Source organism: Fictibacillus iocasae (assembly GCF_042665465.1).
GTDB classification, from domain to species: Bacteria; Bacillota; Bacilli; order Bacillales; family Fictibacillaceae; genus Fictibacillus; species Fictibacillus iocasae.
This window is the reverse complement of record NZ_JBHTCP010000004.1, coordinates 87,983-108,271: the sequence shown is the minus strand read 5'-3', so window position 1 is coordinate 108,271 and position 20,289 is coordinate 87,983. Positions and strand designations below refer to the sequence as shown.

Sequence of the window (20,289 nt, the reverse complement as noted above, 5' to 3'; positions counted from 1 at the left end):
ATAAGGGGGATATATGAGTAAAACAATCGCAAGTATTTTAAATCCTGTTAAAGTTGAAACTTTTGTTCAAACGAAGACTATTGCTTCCTTTGCCGGAAGCCAAGATCGGCTGCAGCTTCACAAAGCCATGCTTGAAGCGGCTGGAATCACGTCACTTTCTGCACTTGGAACTCTTAACTTGTCAGGCAACCTAATTCCACAAGCCGGAGTAACGAAGCCTGGAGGTAATGTGACCGCCTCAACCACCTATTTTCAATCTGCTTATAAAATAGACGAAGGGTCAAATTCAGTATTAAAGCCATACGGCGGCCAAGCAACTGTTTTATCAGCCACACCGGTTCCATCCACTTCAATTAGACCGATGGCAGGCATGTCTTCGCAAATCAATATTGATACAGCGTATTGGGCGGCTTCAGAAATTCATCTGGCTGACAACACGACCGTCATTTTAAGACAGCCTCATCGTTATTTAATTATCATTGCTGAAAAAGTGACAGTCGGAAAAAACGTAACATTTACGTGGGAACGGCCAGCAAAGCCAGTGCCTGGGCAAGCTGCTAAACCTAGGACACCTGACGCCGCACCGATGTCTTCTACTCTTGTAGGTATTAACGGCAGCCCAGGGCAGCACGGAAATAAAGGCGGCAGAGGATCTGACGGCCACAGCGCACCAGAAATTGAATTCTGGACGTTAGAGATGTCAGGACGACCGGCATTTGATCTGAACGGGCAGGATGGAACGATAGGCGGATTAGGACAGGAAGGCGGAAACGGCGGTACAGGAGGCATAGGTAAACCGGCACAGCTTGACTGGGCAGGTTTCTGTAAAACAGGAGCGGGTGCGGGAGGACACGGCGGTGCTGGCGGGAATAGCGGGATTGGCGGAGACGGTGGTAACGGAGGTAATGGCGGGCGGCTATACATGTATGCGCCGCAGGAAGTCATCAACGCTTACATCGGAGGCTTTAGCGGATCGTTTGAAGGCGGAAGAGGCGGAATGGGCGGACAGCCTGGAAATCCTGGTGCTGGAGGAGAAGGAGGTGCTGTCGGCGCATCGGCTAATGCTAAATTTGGCACATCTTGTGGACCAGGACCACGAACAGCTGGTTCAAGAGGACCAAACGGCTCTTACTCCGTTCCTGGTCAAAAAGGGGGCGATGGCGTTAAACTGTCTGAGCCAGTCTGTATTTCGATCATTGACCGCGAAGATTTTACGATTAAACTTCTTGAACCGGCTATCTTTAAAGCAAGTCCTTCATCAACTGCAGCAGGTGAAGAGATCACTCTTACAGGGAAGCGATTCGCTAAAACGGATATCGTCCATGTGGATGATATCCCGGTCAAAACGTTAGTATACAGCGATACCTCATTGCAGTTCGCGCTTTCATCGAACATTAAAGGCGGCACCCATACCATCCAAGTTAAACAAAACGACGGAACATTCTCAAACAAAACCTCTCTTTATGTGATGCCAAAAGTTTCGGGCATTTCTCAAGAAGGAATGGATAAAGTACAGCCGAACCGCGTTCGTCCTGGTTCGAAAGTGATCTTAGAAGGAAGCGGTTTTGCTGAAAACGTCATTGTCCGCATGAATGGCATTGATATGCCTGACGTAAGACTGCTAAGCCCGTCACAGGTAGAATGCACACTCGTGCGTCCTAACAACATTCAAGAGAACGCTTCAGGTGAACGCGCATCGTTACAAATCATCCTTTCTGACGGAACGGCTTCTAACTCTTTCGACATCGTGCTTGATACGTTTCATATGGTCGTTATGGGAGATTCGGTCGCTTGGGGTCAAGGCTTGCTGCCGCAGGAAAAGTTTCATTCACTGGTGGGCAGCATGGTGCACTCACGAATGGGAGGCATAGGGACGTATAAACAGGTCCTCGCTCATTCAGGCGCAGTGATCGGCAAAGGAATTTCTTCTAATTTGACAGGATGGGACGGAGAAGTGCCAACTTCTTTTCCAACGATTAATCATCAAATGGATTTGTTTGAAGGGCAGCCTGAAAATGTAGACCTTATCTTGCTCGACGGCGGAATTAACGATGTGAATATCCGTGTAGTGCTCAATCCTTTTACAAATGAAGAGCTGGCTCCGCTTCACCGTCAATATTTTTACGAAGATGCCAAAGCACTTCTTGAAGACTTACACGCCAAGTTCAAGCACGCGAAAATCATTGTAACAGGCTATTATCCGCTCGTGAGCGAATACAGTGATCTAGCCGCAGTTGAGGTGCTGTTAGTCGCGATTGGAGCGGCTACAGGCGGAATTGCAGGCGGCGTCACATCTGGCTTTTTAACGAAGACCCACCTGGACATTATCCATCAGCGCTGTATGCAGCTGGCGAACGAATCCAAATTCTTCTTGCAGCAAGCTGTAAACGAAGTGAACGAACAACAAGGAGGTGGCCAACCGCGTGTTTATTTTGCTGATCCTAACTTCGGGCCAGAACATGCGGCTTTAACGAAAGATCCATATGTATTCGGCATCAATCTAGATTTTGCGCCGCAAGATTTCATCGCAGCCGAACGTCTTGTTTCTTGTACAGAATCTGGCTGTACCGGAATTGACTTTGAAACATGCATACGGGCTTCGATGGGTCATCCCAATCCAAAAGGTGCTCAAGCCTACGCCGATGCGATTTACCCTTTCTTATAAAAAAGGAAGCTTGCAGGAAAATCCTGCAAGCTTTTTTTTTCATTCTAAGTATCTACAACTTTTTAACAGTGGAGACATTCGACGCAGTAAAAAAATTAAAGGTTAAGGGCAACTAAGGCTGACTTAAAGGTTTGGCGTCAGCCAAATTTTTTTTAAGTTGGCAGTCTTGGTAAGCATTTGGACTAATAACTTAGCAGTCATTCCTTAACATTAGATTACCTGTTTAGATAGTGGTACTATTTTCTTAACTCTTTACTTATATAAAAAGGAGCGGTGCAAATGGATAACGTTAAACTTCTGCCGATACACTTTGATTACAATGATGTTCAACAAACAATCACGCCGGTGCTGATCTATGATGACTTTGAGAAAATACTAGTAGACTGCGGTTATCCTGGAATGGCAGAAAGAATAGAAGCATCGTTAAAAGAAAATGATGTAAGCCTTGCTCAGATTACGAAATTAATCGTAACTCACCATGATAGCGATCATATTGGTTCTCTTGCTAGTATTAAGCAAAGCTACCCGCAAGTTGAAATTGTTTCTTTCTTAAATGAAAAGGAATATATAGAAGGAAAAAAGAAATCTCTAAGACAAGAGCAAGCAGAGTCAACACTTGATGATTTGTCTCAAGAAGCAAAACGTCATGCTGAACAGTTCATAGCGTTCCTAGCATCCATTGAAGCAGTTGAGGTAGACATAACGGTGAATGATCGAGAAAGACTGCCGTGGTGCAATGGCATTCAAGTTGTTCACACACCCGGGCATATGCCTGGGCATATCTCTCTTTATGTAGAACAAAGTAAAACGCTAATTGCTGGAGATGCCATAGTGATTGAACAGGGGAAACTGGAAATTGCTAATCCTCAATACACACTTGATTTACCAGAAGCGATCCGCAGCGTGAAAAAGCTGCAAGAACTAGATATCGAACATTTAATCTGTTACCACGGTGGTCTATTTACGGGAAATGTGAAAGAGGGGCTCAACGAACTTTATTCATCTTATCAGGCAAACTTATAAAGAATGAAAGGTGTGGCAAACTTGGAGAGTTCTATTCACTTTATTCAAGAACAGAGAAGAATGCTTGTGGAGTATGTGAACCGCTTTACTGAAGAACAGTTAAATCAACGCACAGAACCTGGCAAATGGTCGGCTATGCAAGTACTTGAACACTTATATTTAATTGAGAAAAGTATCACGGCTATGATTCAAAAACATTTAGATGGCGGTGATCATCGTTCTATACCTGCAAAGCCAATCCACTTAACCGTTGACCGCTCGACAAAAGTAGATGCACCTGCTTATGTGATTCCAAGTGAGGATATTCAAACATGGCACTCGATCATAAGCAAACTGGACGCTTCTCGTCATGAACTGTTGCGGTTGATCCAATCAACACAAAAGCAGAAGCTGAACATAAAAGGATTTTCCCATCCCGTTTTTGGATTGTTAAGTCTAGATCAATGGGTCGAGTTCATCGGTTATCATGAAAAGAGACATTTACTGCAGATTGAAGAAATAATGAATAGTAAAACAACAGCAGGTGTGATGGATGGAAAATGAGACTGCTCGGGATGATCTTTGTCCGCTATGCTTAACTACTAATCAATGTGCCGTAATTAAAAATAAGAAGCCAGAAACCTGCTGGTGTATGAAAATGGCCATTTCGGCAGAAGTTTTAAAGCGAGCCTCTTCTAATCAAGAAAGCTGTATCTGCCCAAAGTGTGCTTCTTCCGAGATATAAGAGCAAACCTCAAAATGTTGAGGCCTGCTCCTTATTATTTACGGAGATTATATTTGTTTCGCAGTGCCAAGACGATAAACACAACAATAGCAGTAATTGTCAGGAACGTTAGTGGCAGTACTTCTTTTCCTGCACCTGTCGTGCGGACCAGTATTCCCGTAAAAGCCCAAATAATCGTCATTAAATAAGGAAGCGGGAAGGAGAACCTCATGAGCAGCACGAGGGAGGTAGCAGCTGCAGCGATGAGAACGGCCATTTGCCAAAGTACGCCTGTATTTGGTAATCCATAGAATGATAAAGCGGCTGCGATGTTTGCGAATATTGCTACAGTCGTCCACCCAAAATACAATGAAAATGTGCCATACACAGCAATCTTTTCAAAGGTGTTAAACGCAGCAGATACTATGTGGCGGTAACTCAAAAACAAGGCGATGCCCATGATCATAAATATCATGACAGTCAGCAGAAGCTTCTCCTGATCTGCCGCTAAGAGCCATGCATCAAATCCTATAAATGTGATAATGGAATAAGGAGCAATATAATCATAGACTTTTTTCTTAGCATTAATCGGCAATACTTGATAGACACCATATGCGATACTGCCAATAACAATCACCCCCCAAATGGAAAACGTATAACCCGCTGGTGTGATAAATGGCTCACTGCCATTCTCGTCCATGATGCTGCTAGAATTGTTCATAACATAAGCGAATAGCGGCTGAGATAACGACAGCAAAAAAACAAGAAGTCGCAGCAGTTTATTCATGCATTGCCTCCTATCAAGGATCTAGTTTTATTACGATACCCTTTATAAACCTTGTTTACTACGGTTTATGTAATCACGATAACAATATGCAGATGAGGATGATAGGATGCTTGAAACGATTGATGATATAAAACTTCCCGCAAAAGTCCATGAAGTGCTTCGAACGTACTTTCATGCCATGAACAGTGAGCTGCCAGACTTGCTTTCCTCGTTCTATGTGATTGGCTCCTTGTCACTTGGGGCATTCATAGAAGGAAGAAGTGATATTGACTTCGTTGCGGTCACAAAACGTCCTTTAAGTGAACCTGAAATTCTGCAATTGCAGCGAATCCACCGTATGTTAAAAAAACAGTGTAAGAGTGCAGGATTAGATGGTAAATATACGGTTGAGGAACATTTGTTCGGATTCGGTGAAACAGCCTATCTTTCTCCATATTTTAATGATGGCAGGTTAATAGGCTTTGAACTTTTTGACAGAGGTTCAATAGATGCTTATCGGCTAAAAAAGTACGGATTGGTCATAATAGGAAGACCGATAGAGTCGTATCAACTGCCTGAGAACTGGACATATTTAAAAGAGAAAACGCTTGATAATGTAAATACGTATTGGACAGCATGGAAAGAACGATGCAGTATCAAAACATCACTCGAATTTCCTGCCTCCTTGCTCAGTAAAAGCTTTATCGAATGGGGGGTGTTAGGAGTGACAAGGCTTTATTTCACACTAAATGAAGAAGACATCATTTCTAAAGCGGGAGCGGGAGAATATGCCCTTCATCATGTTCCTGTAAAACACCACCGCATTTTGAAGGAAGCCTTAAGAATCCGCAATGGTTCACAAGTCGCTTACTACAAGTCGGTATTTGCAAGAAGAAAAGAGATGCTTGAATACATGACGTTTGTGATTAATGAATGCAACAAGCTGCATCAAACAAGGAGATGAAAAACATGAAAGCTGTACAAGTAACAGGCTATGGAGATGTGGACAAGCTAAATGTGGTGGAACAAGAGATTCCTCAGCCAAAGGAAAATGAAGTGCTGATCAAAATAAAAGCTTGTGCCATAAATAATACAGAAATTTGGATGAGAGAAGGCGCGTATGGCAAGGACGAAGAGTCCGGCTGGAAGCCTGAAGGAGTAACATTCCCTAGAACGCCAGGATCCGATATCACCGGCACAGTTGTAAAAGCAGGAAGTACAGCACATGAGAGCATGCTCGGAAAAAACGTCGTTCTTTTCCCGTATACATCTAGCGGGTCAGAAGGGGAGGAGCATCTTTCAGACGATCTATCCTTTATCGGATCTGAATACGATGGCGGGTATGCTGAATACGTTGCATGGCCCGCTGACCTATGCTTCGATATGCCGCTAGACAACTTCATTGAAAGTGCTGTGTTCCCAGTGAGCGGAATGACTGCATGGCATATGGCAGAGCAGATTGAGATAAAGCCTGAAGAAACTGTTCTTGTAACGGGTGCGAACGGCGGGGTAGGATTGTTGAACGTTCAGATTGCATCTAAACTATTCGGAGCCAAAGTGATTGCCCTCGTTGGTGACACCTCATTAGAAGGACGATTAAAAGAACTTGGAGCAGCGCATGTCCTGTCCTACCGTTCGTCAACTCTTGCTCAAGACATTCTGAAGGTAAATGGCGGGCCTGTGGATTCGGTTTTAGACGTAGTAGGAGATGCACTGTTCTCCACTTCACTTGAGGTGTTGAAAAACGGAGGAAAGTTTTGCATATCCGGATCAGCCGGGGGGCAGAAAACGGAGCTGGACTTTAGAACACTCTATTTAAAGCATTTAACCTTTTATGGTTCAGTACTCGGCACAAAGGAAGAATTTCAGAGGCTTCTGGATGCCGTGGCAAAGGGAAAACTTACACCTGTCATCGACCGTACGTTTCCGCTGCAAAATGCACGCGAGGCCCAGCAGTATTTCAAGCAATCAGGGAAGCTTGGCAAGATTGTTCTCATTCCATAAAAGTTAACGATCGATTATTTTCTTTTCCGATTGTTCGGTTTTTTGGTATGGACGAGTTTAGAAGAAGGCTGTTTTTTAATCCATTTTAAAAACGCGCCTATTTTTTCATCTTCTTTTAGTAACTCTATTGTATAAAGACGGATCGCAAGCTCCTGGTTTTCGTAAATCGCATGAATTTGTTTATGACATGGACGGCAAAGAAGGGCGGTGGGCTGAAAAGTTCCGCCCATTTCTTTAGGAATTAAGTGGTGGACGGTCAATTCCACATCATTACGTCTGCATAATTCACACGTTCCTCGGTCTATTTTAGCCATCGTTTCAACACCTTGTTTTTATTTTAATGTAACCTTAAGAATGGAAATGCAAACGAAACAGTTAAACGGGAGGATACCTCATGAAATTGTATTTATGGTCTTTGTTTGCATTAAAGGCAGTTACATTCATTGTCATTATCCCGATATTTGTATTATGGTCTGTATTCATGGTGTTTATGGCACTAAAAGAGGGGGCATTCCTTCAAGCAGGAATCTTTCTGTTTCCATTCGTTCTATTTAGTCTCCTGCTTTTAGGTTCATGGCGTGACGTCAAAAAGGAATATACAGAATTAAAAAAACGAAAAGCTCCTGATAACCAGGGGCTGTTTTCTGATGATGCCAAACATATCTGAGATTTTTCCAACGAGACTAGGAAATCGCTGCTTTTTGTTGAATACATGGTAAAACTGTTTGTATTCAACAAATGAGAGCGGGGAACATGATGTTATATTTAGTGGGCTGTATATTGTTTCTTTCATTTTTACTTTTTATTATGATGCGCTATAACGTCAAACACGCCTGTTCAAGAGCATCTATGTTTGCCATTATCATGGGGCTGCTTGCCAACATAAGTTTAGCCGAAAACGTGGCGAGCAATCTGATGCCTGAAAAGAACGACGGCTTTTCTATAAGCACAGGTGTAGCCACCTGGATCTTAGGCGATGACGGAGGTACCTTACAAAAATTCAAGGACGCATTCGACGTGTCGATGTATTTTACTTTTTTATTAATAGGGCTTTATGTGATTGTGACTATAGCTGAAAATCGTTATGTTTCAGCTGAAAATGAGTGATGTCAGTTCAAGTACAAGTAGGGTACACATGGAAAAAATTTAGAGGAAAAACCCTTCCTTCCAAAAGAAGGGTTTTCATTATTCTTAAAGATTACCGTTCTATTCTAGTTAACATAATATATATTATAGGAGGCAATGTGAAAGAGGTTTGCTAACGTCTCAAATCATAAGTATACTTTAGATAGTGAGACATAATTTATTTATTAAGTGATCCAGTATCCACGTATTTCTTTTCACTGGTACAACCTTGATGTCAGCGAACGGATCAAAAATAACTCGCTCACTGTGGTTTAAATGTATTCTAATTTTCTTAGTACGTTCAAACGCTTCCTCATTAATAACATAAGGTTAAGTCTTCTCCGGACTCTTTAAATGGACCGCCTATTCCTGTAAAATAATAGATAACAATTGTAAAATGAGTTAGATTTAGTCTATTTTGGATTTTATTTGATATTCATATAATGAACCTCACTTCTTTTATGTTACAATCGCCACGCTCATACAGCTAATTTGGTATGAAGAGATCTACTCGATTATCGCCCATTCCCCGCCTCTTTGCTCAATCATGTACCTTCCTCTCGATCAGTGAAAGATAAAGTAAACCTATACATAATGAGGTGCTTTTTAGATGATGATCAGCAAGCTGTTGATGGAAAAAGAAGCCCAAAGATTCGTCGGCAGGGTGAAAGAACTGGAATTCTTGAAGGAAGCATTGTTTAATACTGAACATTGGCGGCTTGTCCATATCCATGGACCGATTGGGATTGGCAAGACAGCACTCGTGAAGAAATTTGAGTATACTAACACGCAGCTGAACATCCTGTACTTGAGCGGCATAGAAGGCTACACGGAAAAGGAAAAATTCTTATTAGATTTGCAGGAGCTTTTTGCGAGTCAATTTCCTATGCAGGCAGCAGAATCGGACGAAAGGATGCTGTCAGTTGAATTGAACCGCTTAAGCGAATCTTTTCCACTTGTCCTCATATTCGACTCATTTGAACAATGGCATCCTATATACAAATGGCTAAGAGAAACCTGGCTTCCACAGCTAACCACTAACATCAAGATTCTTACGTTATCACGCTCTAGGTTGCCTGCTGATTGGGAAAGAATGCCAGGATGGTCAAGCATCATAGACAACCTTGAATTAACGGTTCTAAATAAAAGTGCCATTAATGAATATTTAGATACACATCATATCTTTGAAGAGGCTACGAGGGATTTAGTCGATTATTATTCAAAGGGATTGCCCCTTGCACTGCGGAATATTTGTGATTTTGTTGGGCAAAATAGCGGCCGACTTGACGAGAAAAGCATGGATTTCAATAAGCTGTACCAGTCCTTAAGTGAACAGCTGCTCACAGCATCACCGGAAATGCTCAAGTTTCGTCAATTATGGATGGCCTCTTCCCTGTTATGGTTTGACAGGCCGTTATTGCAAAACATTCTGGATGAACCAATTACTGAAGAAGAGTTTCACTTGTTCTGTAAATCCAATTATATTGAACGAAGTGAAAACGGTTTTTGGAGAATCAATGATTCCTTGAGAAGATGGCTGAATGCAGATTTTACGATCAAGTCGTCTGATGAGATGGAGATTTATTTAAAAAGAGCTTCTTCTATGATCAAAATAAAACTGGGGGAAGCTAATTCTTCTAGAAAGCTTCCTTATATTATTAACACTCTCCATTTGCATCAAAGCAACCATGTGAAACGATTTTCCTTCAGTAATAGCCAGACACAGTTTGCTGCTTGTTCCGTCTTTGAAGAGGAAATTCCTATTCTACAAGAAATGTTCAAATCCTTTGTTAAAACATTGAAGCCGTTCCTGCCTGATCAATGGCAGCAGGAAAGCTATTTTTATGAGATTTGGAAAGCTGAACCATCCTCTTTCATCGGATTCAGATCTAACGGTACACTAGCTGGATTTATAGCGTATGTACCACTTAATGAAAAAACGAGGTCGATTTTTGAGCGAAATCCGGTTTATGAGGAGTATGTGAAGAGAAGTCCTGAACAGAAAGATGAATACATTATTTGGGTATTAGCCGCTGATCCTGATTATGATCCGCAAGCAACAGCCTGTATCATGAACTATATCTTTTCCAACCTTGGTGAAGGGACACTCATGAATGTGGTTTCCCCGTTTCCTGATTTTACTAAGTTATTTGAATCACTTGGATTCATTTCCTTGGACTGGTACAAGAAAACCTACACAGGCGATTCACCTATGAATTTCCTTCAGCTTGATTTAAGAGATAAGCCTTTCGTATCTGTGATTACCGATAAGCACCTCACGGAGATTAAAGAAACGCAAATGGATTTTCCGAAGCTTGTAACATCCATAAAGAACATATTAACAGTGTTCACTGATGCTGATCGACAAGAAGTCTTCAATAAAGAAAAAATCAATTTTCATCAATTGGAGACCTTTCGAGACATCAATCATTTTCAAAAAAGCCTTCACATCATATTGGAAGAGATGGATGAAAAAAACGAGCAGGAAAGAATATACGCTTCCATCATCTTGCATGCTTATATTCAAAAAAACCTCAAGCACGAAGCGATTGCCATGCGCCATAATCTATCCATGAGTACCTATTATCGCTATTTGAAAAAAGCTATCGAAAAAGTATCCTTTTATTTATCCAAAAGATAAGAAAACCGACCTGGACAAAGCAGGTCGGTTTCTTCTATGAAAATTCATTCTTGTCCCCTGCTTCCTGATCATAGGTTTCCGAAATTTGAAAATAATAATCATCTTCTAGATTACATAATGTTATTATGGTCATGTCATCATGCTGCCAGTAGAGTTGTTCTTTTTCCTAATCAGTCCAACAACCATCACCAAGACCAAAATTACATACAGTGTAAACCACCATAGTGTCCAATTTTGACCGACAAAGTCGATGAATTCCATTAAATTATCATGTTCATGGTTGCCCATCGCCCATATGATGATTCCGCACGGCAGCAAAAAGGCACGATAGTTTGAATGACCTGAAATCTGCTGTAATCCGGAAACCGCAGCAAACAGGCATACAATAACTTTCACGAGAATACCGAATATCCAGACAACCGCAATCAAAACTTCAATTCGCTCAAAGATTACGATGACCGAAATATCTCTCATTAAATCAAAGGTTGGGAAGCTTTGTCTCTTTACCATGTACTGCCCTTCTATCCCTACGGCTAAAAAAACAACGATAATCAGTACCGCTCCTCCCCATAACAAACCGCTCATGTAGCTTTTTATTATTTTTTCTTTTTGTTTGACAAACACAAACACAGATCCAAGCAAAAGGACTTCAATGAAGGGAAATCCAATGGTCATGTAAGCTCCCTCAGCAATTTTGATGAATTTCTGGTCAAGGACAGGCTTAAGGTTAGAGAACTGAAACTTGTTGATGACAAGCAAGAGAGAACCCGCGAACAACAGCATCATCCATGGATTAAAGAACTCGCTTACTCTTCCGATGTTATTGAACCCGTAATAACACGAATAGATCGCGAGCAGAATCATCATGATCTGAAATGTCCATGGCGATGATTCTGGGATGACGTTTGAAATCATAAAATTGCTTAGATTTCTTACAACATAAGCGGCAAGGTGAATCGCATAAAAGACAATGATCGCGTTAAGAATTGTCCCCATAACCTTTCCTGCTGCAAGCTCTGTGATACGGAATATAGACTGGAATTCATATTTTTTCATGAGAAACAGCCATAAAACGTTGAGCAGAACCCCGACACCAACGGCAAGGGTCATAGAAATCCAAGCATCTTGGCTGGCAGAGAATGCGGTCAAATTAGGAGCCATCAGCATGGAACTTCCCATTATAAAGCTGAACACAATGAGCGCCAATTGCCATTGGTTGATGGTATGTTTCATGATCAGCCTCCAAACATCATAGTGAAGACTGGCTTATATAGTGCATTGATCCAGGAAACAAAGGGAAACAGCTTCATATTCATTAAATAGCTGGCACTGTACAAAATGGTGAACAGCCAAACTGTGCCTAGTGTCAGATTAAACCGTTTATTTGACTTCTCCATGTATGGATTCCACCCTTGCCCCTAAAGTTTCTAATATGATTTTAACCTTAATATCTGTCTGTGCTTCTGAAAACTGCTCGCCCCAATTTTCTTTCATTCCTTTCCATTGAACGGGATAGTCATCATACAGCATTTTTCCGAAGCCAAAGACGTCTACTTTTTTCTTTTGTGCCTTTCGTATCGTTTTTAAGATCTCTTTTGTTAATACCTTTTCTATTTGATTTTCTATCTTTTTTAATTCTGCTGGATTTCCTACGTCAATACTGCATGTCACTTCTTGCAGGAGCGCTTTACCTGAAACGTCAATCTCATAGGTAATGATCCCGTTTTTCCATACTGGGGTTACCGATGATTTAATATCTTTAATCATTAGTCCCACGTTCCCTTTTCTTTCACCGCACTTATGTGTGAGGATGAACATATCATTCACATTCCCGCTGATGATAGCCCAGCCTCTTGTTTCTTCTATGGTATACCAGCCTTTCATTTTATCTTTCTTAAAAAAAGCCAGTCCGTTTATGTGATAAGTCTTATTATTCGCGTCTATATTTTCTAAAATAGACGTTTCTTCCGCTTTTTTGTCTAAACTTATACGTTCTATGCCTTGGATGACCACATCCCTTTTTTCACCATAGATCCAGTTGATTGCCTCTTTCACCTGAATGGCTTTGGAAACGCCTGTCGTTGTGCCGGATTGCTTTACGCGGTTCTTAATGGACTCTGCAGGATTCTTAAATAAAGGAGTATACATGGAAAGGATGCTCTTGGCATCAGACTTTTTCGCAACAAGCATCAGCATGTTATCTCGAATTTCATGGTTGCGCTCGAAAAAATCAAATAACGGGGAAAGGCCTTGGGTCCTGGCATACTTTTCTCCGATTATGACACATGTGACATGTGAGAACATCAGCTTTCTTGGCAGCAGGCTGCTTGCTTTCTCAACCGCTTCATAGACGGTTTCACCTTTCACTGTGTACGTATAGACCGCTCCCCCTGAACCGCCAGAAGGGGCACCTCCTTGCCCGCCAGCTGTCCCCCCTGCGTTGACGACCTGAAAATGGACATTTGTTTGTTTATCCTTTACATCTACACCTATCGCTGAAACAATGAGCAATTCATTCAGTTCCACTCTTCCCGCACAGCCGGAAAGAAGTAAGAAGACACAACATAGGATAATATTTGCAGATTTCCTTCTCATCCCTTTTTTACCCAGTTCTTATAAAGCTTTGTCTCTGTCCACCATAAAGGAAAACGCAATAACGTGTCTTTATGTTTGCCAAACTGAAAAGGTGCGAGCGGTGAAAAATAGGGTTTTCCCATGGAAGTCAGCGAGCATAGATGAATGACCAGGCCAAACAAGAAAAAGATCATCCCAAATATTCCTGTTGTCGCAGCAAGCGCCATAAGAACGAAACGCAATAGTCTTGCTGCACCACTGAAGCCGTAATAAGGAGAAACAAAGCTTGATATGGCTGTTAATGAAACGACGATAACAATCGCGGGCGATACTAACCCTGCTGCAACGGCGGACTCCCCAATAACGATAGCCCCAACGATTGATACAGCCGATCCGATTGGCCGCGGCATTCGGATACCTGCTTCACGCAATATCTCAAAAATGATTTCCATCATGAGAGCCTCTACGAAAGCTGGAAAGGGCACTCCCTCTCTCTGTGCGGCAAGACTGACGAGAAGATTGGTAGGAATCAGCTCCTGATGGAATGTGGTTACCGCAATATAAGCGGCTGGAAGAGAGATTGAAATGATAAAAGAAATCACCCGTATCAACCGGATGAACGTCGATAGATCAAAATGATGATAATAGTCCTCTGCTGCCTGGAAGAACGAAATAAACGTTGTCGGTGTGATCAAAACAAAGGGTGTACCCTCAAACATGATCACTACTTTTCCTTCTGTTAGCGCAGCTGCAGCTACATCTGGCCGTTCGGTTGATTGAAACAGCGGAAATGGTGAATAACCATTTTCATCGATCAATTCTTCCATCATGCCGCTCTCAAACAACTTATCTGTTTTGACATTCTGAATCCGCTCTGTCACTTCATGCAACACTTGCTTGTCAACATGCGACTCTAGATGGGCGATCAGAACCGTCGTCTTTGTGATCTCACCTGCAATGTATGGGATGAACCGCAAATCAGGCTGTGATATACGCCTGCGCAAGAGCGTCGTATTGATCTGCAATGTTTCTACAAATCCTTCACGCGGCCCCCTTACCATAGTCTGTGACTCCGGTTCTTCTACTCCTCGGAACTCCCAAGTTTCAAGCGGGATGTCCAAGGCTTCATCCAGCCCTTCTACAAATAAAGCAGCATGCCCTTTCAGCACAGGAGTAATCAGCTGATCAAAATGGCTTCTACTATGAATATTGACAGCCGCTTCAATTTGATTGACGAGAAGTTCTGGCTTATGAGGAGCAGCATCCTCATTGTTCAGCCAGCGTTTAATCGGTTCGATAATCGAGAGATCCAGCTGCTGCTTATTGATCAGTCCTTCAATATAACAAACCGTGTACTGCAAAGGACCGTCAAGGAACTCAATGATTTTCACATCCATGCTTTTTCCGAAAATCTGGTGCAGCTGCTGGATGTTTTCGTTTAAACTCGAAGAAACCTTCAGTCCTGAAGAAGGCTTTTGAGTTTCTGAGTCTGCTTTATGCTGTTTTCTTCGTTTAAAGAAAGGATTGCTCATACTCCTAAGCCCCTTGGAAAGCATCGTTATCCCTTATCATGGTTCACCATCGCATTGTCTATTCATAAAGCGAGCATTCCCGTTTACAAAGCATCGACTGAATAAATAAAGCGCCTTGTCAAATGACAAAGCGCCTTCATGTTATAGCAATACAATATACCGATGAATCAAGGTTATGGATGCAGCAAGGAGAACAAACGTACCAAACTGCTTTTCTGCTATAGAACCGGTTTTTATAAACAAAGGAAAACGGACTCGGATTGGAATGGGATAAAAAAACTGTACGCCTCTTGACGTCATGGCATCCAGTGCGATATGACTAATTGCGCCGACTAATAAGCCTTCCTGCACCATATTGGCAGCACCATACGGCCAATATGGTGCTGCCCAGTATAGGAAAAGCAGCATCAGCCAGCTGTGAGTAACCGTCCTATGGCCGAATGTTTTGCTGATCCCTTTTGAAAGTAACATGGTTTTCCTGCCTATAAAGGAACCTGGATGACACAAATCGGGTAAAAGGCTGCCGAAAAGGGCGGCTCCTATAAACAAAAGTTCGCCATGCCACACTACCACAGGGGCATGTGTGAAGCTTTTAAATATAACAGCTGCAGCCGCTCCACCGATAACATGTGTTTTCATATTCATAGATGAATCCTGCTCTCATGCTGACATGTTGCTATTACGATTCTTTTGTCATCTCAGCACGAATTCTCTCTTGCAGACTAATGACTTGTCCTGTATCACTCGTATCCATAATGAATGATCCGTTGCTGTAGCGGTCAACAGGCTTAAAGTCTGATGCTTTCACAATCTCAACCATTCCCTTTGATGTTTCCACTTCAAACTCTTGATCGAGGATGTGGGCCCTAACACCTGCGATGCGGTGCGGGTTGGATTTCAATTCTCGGACCATAACGAGTCCCCGCTTGGCGCGTGATGTTTTTTCAAATTCCGTTAATTTCATTTTTTTCATGGCTCCGCGGTTTGTGGCGACGATGAGCTTCACATTGTCCGCAGGCTCAGGCAATGCCGAGCCTGAAATCATTGTATCTCCATCTTTGAGGTTAATTCCTTTCACCCCTGCTGCTCGAACACCTACAACGTTTATTTCTTCTTCAGAGAACCATAAGCCATAGCCAAACCGAGTGGCTAAGAACACATCTTGTGAACCATTTGTTCGGCTCACGTCCACCAGTTCATCTCCATCTTTAAGCTTTAGTGCAACTAATGTCTTGTTATAACGAGTAGCTTTATATAAGCTAAGCTCTGTTTTCTTTACAAATCCATGCTTTGTAAAGAATATCAAGTAATCGGACTCGCTGAATTCCTTCACATGAAGCACTTTGATCAGCTGTTCATCTTTTTCAATGCCGACCATGTTCACGAGATGTGCTCCCATATCCTTCCACCTAATATCAGGTATCTGATAAACCGGCAGGAAGATAAAGTTTCCTTTATTGGTGAACAGAAGCAAGGTTTCCGTCGTGTTAAATTGTCCGATAGAGATGAGCCGGTCTGTCTCTTTCATGCCTGGCGGTTCACCGTTAGAAGCCGTGTAAGAACGGATGCTTGAACGTTTAACATAGCCGTCCTTCGTTACAGCAACCATGACATCCTCTGAAGGAATCATCACTTCCATATCAATTTTGATCTCTTCAATCTCCGCTTCAATCACCGTTCTTCTAGGATCGGCATACTTCTTTTTGATCTCAGTCATTTCTTTTTTAATAACAGAAAGCAGCTTCTTCTCACTATCTAGAATCGATCGTAGCTCTTCAATCTTTATCTTCAATTCTTCTGCTTCCTTTTGGAGCGTCGTGATATCCGTGTTTGTCAGGCGGTATAGCTGCAATGTCACAATCGCTTCTGCTTGTGCCTCGGAAAACTCGTATTTCGCGATCAGGTTATCTTTCGCATCACGCTTGTCCTTAGAAGCACGAATTGTTTCAATCACTTCATCCAGTATGGAGATCGCTTTGATCAGGCCATCTACAATGTGCTGCCGCTCTTCCGCTTTGCGAAGGTCAAACGTTGTTCTTCTTGTCACAACCTCTTTTTGATGCCCGATGTAGGCGTTGAGGATGTGTTTGACACCCATTAATTTCGGTGTTTTGTTCTGAATGGCAACCATATTGTAATTGTATGAGACTTGAAGGTCCGTGTTCTTAAAATAATAGTTCAATACACCTTGTGCGTTGCCGTCTTTTCGCAGCTCGATCACAATGCGGAGTCCGGTGCGGTCTGTCTCATCACGAACTTCAGACACACCGTCCACCTTTTTATCGAAACGAAGCTCATCCATGCGTTTCACTAGGTTCGCTTTATTCACTTCATAAGGAATCTCTGTAATGACGATCTGCTGACGTCCGCCCTTCAATTCTTCTATTTCCGTTTTAGCGCGGATGATGATTCGTCCGCGTCCCGTTTCGAAGGCTTTGCGAATGCCATCAGCGCCCTGGACGATACCGCCAGTCGGAAAATCCGGGCCTTTCATGATGTTCATCAATTCATCTAATGTGCAATCAGGACGATCCATCTGCAGAATGCAGGCATCAATCACTTCACCTAGATGATGGGGTGGAATCTCTGTTGCATATCCTGCTGAAATGCCTGTAGAGCCGTTCACGAGCAAGTTCGGATAACGGCTTGGCAGCACAACAGGTTCTTCGTCTGTATCATCAAAGTTCGGGATAAACTCTACCGTTTGCTTTTCAATGTCCCGAAGCAGCTCAGATGAGATGGGAGAAAGCCTTGCTTCTGTATAACGCATAGCCGCTGCCGGGTCTCCGTCTACACTTCCGTTGTTTCCGTGCATCTGGATCAGAACGTTTCGCACTTTCCAATCCTGGCTCATCCGCACCATCGCTTCATATACAGAGCTATCACCATGCGGGTGATAGTTGCCGATAACATTACCGACCGTTTTGGCCGATTTGCGGTAAGGCTTATCTGATGTGTTGCCTTCATGATGCATGGCATATAAAATACGGCGCTGCACCGGCTTTAAACCGTCACGTGCGTCAGGAAGCGCACGTTCTTGGATAATGTATTTACTATATCTTCCGAAGCGGTCGCCGATTACGTCTTCTAACGGAAGTTCTCTAAATTTTTCAAGCAATGACACGACTTAAACCTCCTCAGTTGATGCAGACAAATTCTCGTTATCCAAAATGTTCGTTTCTTCGTCAAGACCGAACGCAACATGCTCTTCTATCCACTTGCGCCTTGGTTCAACCTTATCGCCCATAAGTACGGACACGCGCTTGTCTGCTCGTGCGGCATCATCGATTCTAACTTTGATCAACGTGCGGGAATCCGGATCCATCGTCGTTTCCCATAGCTGATCCGCATTCATTTCTCCAAGTCCCTTGTAGCGCTGAATGATGTAGCCTTTGCCGATCTTTTTCATGGCTACCTTCAGTTCGTCTTCATCCCATGCATACTCGATCACTTCTTTTTTTCCTGCCCCTTTACTCACTTTATAAAGCGGCGGAAGCGCGATAAATACCTTCCCATTCTCGATCAATGGCTTCATATAGCGGTAGAAGAAGGTAAGAAGCAGCACTTGAATGTGTGCTCCATCTGTATCCGCATCGGTCATGATGATGACTTTATCATAATTGATATCTTCGAGCGCAAAGTCTGTGCCCACACCCGCTCCAATCGCATGAATGATCGTGTTGATCTCTTCGTTTTTAAAAATATCAGCGAGCTTGGCTTTTTCGGTATTGATGACTTTACCGCGTAGCGGCAGAATGGCCTGAAATTTACGGTCACGTCCTTGTTTCGCTGAGCCGCCAGCAGAATCTCCTTCGACTAAGTACAGTTCATTGCGCTGCGGATTTCTTGAAGTAGCAGGAGTGAGCTTGCCGCTTAGCATCGTATCCTTGCGCTTCGTTTTTTTGCCGTTGCGTGCATCTTCCCGCGCCTTTCTGGCCGCTTCACGCGCTTGTGCCGCTTTGATTGATTTTCGGATCAGCATTTCACTGACAGTAGGGTTTTCCTCAAGAAAATAAGCGAGCTTGCCAGCAACTACCGCGTCCACACTTGACCTTGCTTCACTCGTTCCGAGCTTGCTTTTAGTCTGACCCTCGAACTGCAGCTTTTCCTCTGGAATACGTACCGAGATGACAGCAGTCAAACCTTCTCGGATGTCTGATCCATCTAAGTTTTTATCCCGCTCTTTTAACAGGTTCACTTTGCGTGCATAATCGTTCATGATGCGGGTGATGGCTGTCTTGGCTCCCGATTCGTGAGTGCCGCCGTCTTTCGTTCTTACATTGTTAACGAAGGATAAGACATTTTCTGAATACGCATCATTGTATTGGAAAGCGAAGTCCACTTCAATTTCATTGACCGTTCCTTCAAAGCTTACAACCGGATGGAGGGTATCCTTGTCTTCGTTTAGGTAATCAACGAACGCTTCAATACCCGTTGCAAATTGAAATTCTTCCTTTGCCCCGCTTCGTTTGTCTTCTATGACAATCTTCATTCCTTTTAAAAGGAATGCGGCTTCTCTTAGTCGCTCACACAGCGTTTCATAGTTGTAATTCGTAGTAGAGAACATGGTTGTATCCGGTTTGAAATGAACCGTCGTACCGCTTTTGCGTGTCGATCCTTTCCTTTCAAGTGGAGTAACAGGCTTACCGCCGTTCTCAAACCTCATAAAATAGGTTTGTCCATCGCGATGGATCGTGACATCCAGCCATTCCGACAGAGCGTTAACGACAGACGCACCAACCCCGTGAAGTCCTCCTGACGTCTTATAGCCGCCCTGGCCAAACTTGCCGCCGGCATGGAGTACAGTGAAGATAACTTCCGGAGTCGGTTTACCCAGTTTGTGCATCCCTACGGGCATTCCTCTTCCTTCATCACTCACCGATATCGAGTTATCTTTATGTATAGTGACACTAATCACATTACCGTGTCCCGCCAATGCTTCGTCCACAGCATTATCGACGATCTCATAAACAAGGTGGTGAAGACCACGAGCATCGGTGCTGCCAATATACATGCCTGGCCTTTTTCGGACGGCTTCTAAGCCCTCCAGCACCTGTATCGAGTCATCGTTGTAATCAAATAATGATTTGTCAGCCAAAATGTGTTGCTCCTTTCACGCTAAAGAAAAAAATGCAATAGTTACATCATATCAGAACGTTTGTTTCTATACCAGCGGTCTCTCCATTCATTGTATATCTTCTCTAACAATTTAAATAGAGACTGCCTATAAATTTTGTATCAGCCATCCCTCTGACA

General features: G+C 42.9%; 18 protein-coding genes. 9 read left to right on the top strand and 9 right to left on the bottom strand.

Annotation, left to right across the window (positions count from 1 at the left end; translation table 11 throughout):
* Positions 1-13 precede the first annotated feature (13 nt).
* The 4 genes from ACFQPF_RS02780 to ACFQPF_RS02765 all read left to right on the top strand — a co-directional run bounded on the left by ACFQPF_RS02780 (position 14) and on the right by ACFQPF_RS02765 (position 4,412).
* Positions 14-2,665, top strand: coding sequence for an IPT/TIG domain-containing protein (locus ACFQPF_RS02780; RefSeq protein WP_379746186.1), 2,652 nt, complete (start codon positions 14-16; stop codon positions 2,663-2,665).
* Between the two features lie 279 nt (positions 2,666-2,944).
* Positions 2,945-3,688 carry an MBL fold metallo-hydrolase gene (locus ACFQPF_RS02775; protein WP_379746184.1) on the top strand — a complete coding sequence of 248 codons (744 nt, stop codon included), beginning with the start codon at positions 2,945-2,947 and terminating at the stop codon, positions 3,686-3,688.
* Between the two features lie 21 nt (positions 3,689-3,709).
* Positions 3,710-4,231 carry a DinB family protein gene (locus ACFQPF_RS02770; RefSeq protein ID WP_379746181.1) on the top strand — a complete coding sequence of 174 codons (522 nt, stop codon included), beginning with the start codon at positions 3,710-3,712 and terminating at the stop codon, positions 4,229-4,231.
* Positions 4,221-4,412 (top strand): cysteine-rich CWC family protein, encoded by a 192-nt coding sequence (locus ACFQPF_RS02765; protein ID WP_379746178.1) that lies wholly within the window; start codon positions 4,221-4,223, stop codon positions 4,410-4,412. Before ACFQPF_RS02770 ends, ACFQPF_RS02765 begins: the two co-directional genes overlap by 11 nt.
* A 34-nt stretch (positions 4,413-4,446) precedes the next feature.
* Here ACFQPF_RS02765 and ACFQPF_RS02760 read toward each other — a convergent pair whose 3' ends face one another.
* The gene (locus ACFQPF_RS02760) at positions 4,447-5,178 is read right to left on the bottom strand and encodes a hypothetical protein (RefSeq protein ID WP_379746175.1); all 732 of its coding nucleotides are present in this window, start codon (positions 5,176-5,178) and stop codon (positions 4,447-4,449) included.
* A gap of 106 nt (positions 5,179-5,284) precedes the next feature.
* Between ACFQPF_RS02760 and ACFQPF_RS02755 the strand changes: the two genes are divergently transcribed.
* A complete protein-coding gene (locus ACFQPF_RS02755) occupies positions 5,285-6,121 on the top strand; it encodes an aminoglycoside adenylyltransferase domain-containing protein (RefSeq protein WP_379746172.1) in 837 nt (278 codons plus the stop codon).
* A gap of 5 nt (positions 6,122-6,126) precedes the next feature.
* Complete coding sequence (locus ACFQPF_RS02750; protein ID WP_379746169.1) at positions 6,127-7,161, top strand: zinc-binding dehydrogenase; 1,035 nt, start codon at positions 6,127-6,129, stop codon at positions 7,159-7,161.
* Positions 7,162-7,175: 14 nt separating this feature from the next.
* On the opposite strand, the gene ACFQPF_RS02745 is transcribed toward ACFQPF_RS02750, so the two are convergent.
* A complete protein-coding gene (locus ACFQPF_RS02745) occupies positions 7,176-7,475 on the bottom strand; it encodes an HNH endonuclease (protein ID WP_379746166.1) in 300 nt (99 codons plus the stop codon).
* Between the two features lie 80 nt (positions 7,476-7,555).
* Between ACFQPF_RS02745 and ACFQPF_RS02740 the strand changes: the two genes are divergently transcribed.
* The 3 genes from ACFQPF_RS02740 (at position 7,556) to ACFQPF_RS02730 (ending at position 10,927) form a co-directional block, all read left to right on the top strand.
* On the top strand, positions 7,556-7,828 hold the full coding sequence (locus ACFQPF_RS02740) for a hypothetical protein (RefSeq protein ID WP_379746164.1): 273 nt from the start codon (positions 7,556-7,558) through the stop codon (positions 7,826-7,828).
* A gap of 86 nt (positions 7,829-7,914) precedes the next feature.
* Positions 7,915-8,268, top strand: coding sequence for a hypothetical protein (locus ACFQPF_RS02735; protein WP_379746161.1), 354 nt, complete (start codon positions 7,915-7,917; stop codon positions 8,266-8,268).
* Positions 8,269-8,896: 628 nt separating this feature from the next.
* Positions 8,897-10,927, top strand: a complete 2,031-nt coding sequence (locus ACFQPF_RS02730) for an ATP-binding protein (RefSeq protein WP_379746158.1) — start codon at positions 8,897-8,899, stop codon at positions 10,925-10,927.
* A gap of 129 nt (positions 10,928-11,056) precedes the next feature.
* Here ACFQPF_RS02730 and ACFQPF_RS02725 read toward each other — a convergent pair whose 3' ends face one another.
* From ACFQPF_RS02725 to parE, 7 genes are all read right to left on the bottom strand, one after another.
* On the bottom strand, positions 11,057-12,160 hold the full coding sequence (locus ACFQPF_RS02725) for a GerAB/ArcD/ProY family transporter (protein ID WP_379746155.1): 1,104 nt from the start codon (positions 12,158-12,160) through the stop codon (positions 11,057-11,059).
* A gap of 2 nt (positions 12,161-12,162) precedes the next feature.
* Positions 12,163-12,324, bottom strand: a complete 162-nt coding sequence (locus tag ACFQPF_RS02720) for a hypothetical protein (protein ID WP_379746152.1) — start codon at positions 12,322-12,324, stop codon at positions 12,163-12,165.
* A complete protein-coding gene (locus ACFQPF_RS02715) occupies positions 12,308-13,522 on the bottom strand; it encodes a Ger(x)C family spore germination protein (RefSeq protein WP_379746149.1) in 1,215 nt (404 codons plus the stop codon). Before ACFQPF_RS02715 ends, ACFQPF_RS02720 begins: the two co-directional genes overlap by 17 nt.
* A complete protein-coding gene (locus ACFQPF_RS02710; RefSeq protein ID WP_379746146.1) occupies positions 13,519-15,033 on the bottom strand; it encodes a spore germination protein in 1,515 nt (504 codons plus the stop codon). The genes ACFQPF_RS02715 and ACFQPF_RS02710 overlap by 4 nt, the downstream gene beginning before the upstream one ends.
* Before the next feature lie 141 nt (positions 15,034-15,174).
* Entirely contained in the window at positions 15,175-15,678 is a 504-nt protein-coding gene (locus ACFQPF_RS02705) for a metal-dependent hydrolase (RefSeq protein ID WP_379746143.1), read from the bottom strand.
* A gap of 34 nt (positions 15,679-15,712) precedes the next feature.
* The gene (gene parC, locus ACFQPF_RS02700; RefSeq protein ID WP_379746140.1) at positions 15,713-18,157 is read right to left on the bottom strand and encodes a DNA topoisomerase IV subunit A; all 2,445 of its coding nucleotides are present in this window, start codon (positions 18,155-18,157) and stop codon (positions 15,713-15,715) included.
* Between the two features lie 3 nt (positions 18,158-18,160).
* A complete protein-coding gene (gene parE, locus ACFQPF_RS02695; RefSeq protein WP_379746138.1) occupies positions 18,161-20,131 on the bottom strand; it encodes a DNA topoisomerase IV subunit B in 1,971 nt (656 codons plus the stop codon).
* Positions 20,132-20,289: the final 158 nt, after the last annotated feature.

Coding starts and splice junctions, on each gene's coding strand:
- ACFQPF_RS02780 (WP_379746186.1), top strand. CDS start 14: ATGAGTAAAACAATCGCAAGTATTTTAAATCCTGTTAAAGTTGAAACT.
- ACFQPF_RS02775 (WP_379746184.1), top strand. CDS start 2,945: ATGGATAACGTTAAACTTCTGCCGATACACTTTGATTACAATGATGTT.
- ACFQPF_RS02765 (WP_379746178.1), top strand. CDS start 4,221: ATGGAAAATGAGACTGCTCGGGATGATCTTTGTCCGCTATGCTTAACT.
- ACFQPF_RS02760 (WP_379746175.1), bottom strand. CDS start 5,178: ATGAATAAACTGCTGCGACTTCTTGTTTTTTTGCTGTCGTTATCTCAG.
- ACFQPF_RS02755 (WP_379746172.1), top strand. CDS start 5,285: ATGCTTGAAACGATTGATGATATAAAACTTCCCGCAAAAGTCCATGAA.
- ACFQPF_RS02750 (WP_379746169.1), top strand. CDS start 6,127: ATGAAAGCTGTACAAGTAACAGGCTATGGAGATGTGGACAAGCTAAAT.
- ACFQPF_RS02745 (WP_379746166.1), bottom strand. CDS start 7,475: ATGGCTAAAATAGACCGAGGAACGTGTGAATTATGCAGACGTAATGAT.
- ACFQPF_RS02740 (WP_379746164.1), top strand. CDS start 7,556: ATGAAATTGTATTTATGGTCTTTGTTTGCATTAAAGGCAGTTACATTC.
- ACFQPF_RS02735 (WP_379746161.1), top strand. CDS start 7,915: ATGATGTTATATTTAGTGGGCTGTATATTGTTTCTTTCATTTTTACTT.
- ACFQPF_RS02730 (WP_379746158.1), top strand. CDS start 8,897: ATGATGATCAGCAAGCTGTTGATGGAAAAAGAAGCCCAAAGATTCGTC.
- ACFQPF_RS02725 (WP_379746155.1), bottom strand. CDS start 12,160: ATGAAACATACCATCAACCAATGGCAATTGGCGCTCATTGTGTTCAGC.
- ACFQPF_RS02720 (WP_379746152.1), bottom strand. CDS start 12,324: ATGGAGAAGTCAAATAAACGGTTTAATCTGACACTAGGCACAGTTTGG.
- ACFQPF_RS02715 (WP_379746149.1), bottom strand. CDS start 13,522: ATGAGAAGGAAATCTGCAAATATTATCCTATGTTGTGTCTTCTTACTT.
- ACFQPF_RS02710 (WP_379746146.1), bottom strand. CDS start 15,033: ATGAGCAATCCTTTCTTTAAACGAAGAAAACAGCATAAAGCAGACTCA.
- ACFQPF_RS02705 (WP_379746143.1), bottom strand. CDS start 15,678: ATGAATATGAAAACACATGTTATCGGTGGAGCGGCTGCAGCTGTTATA.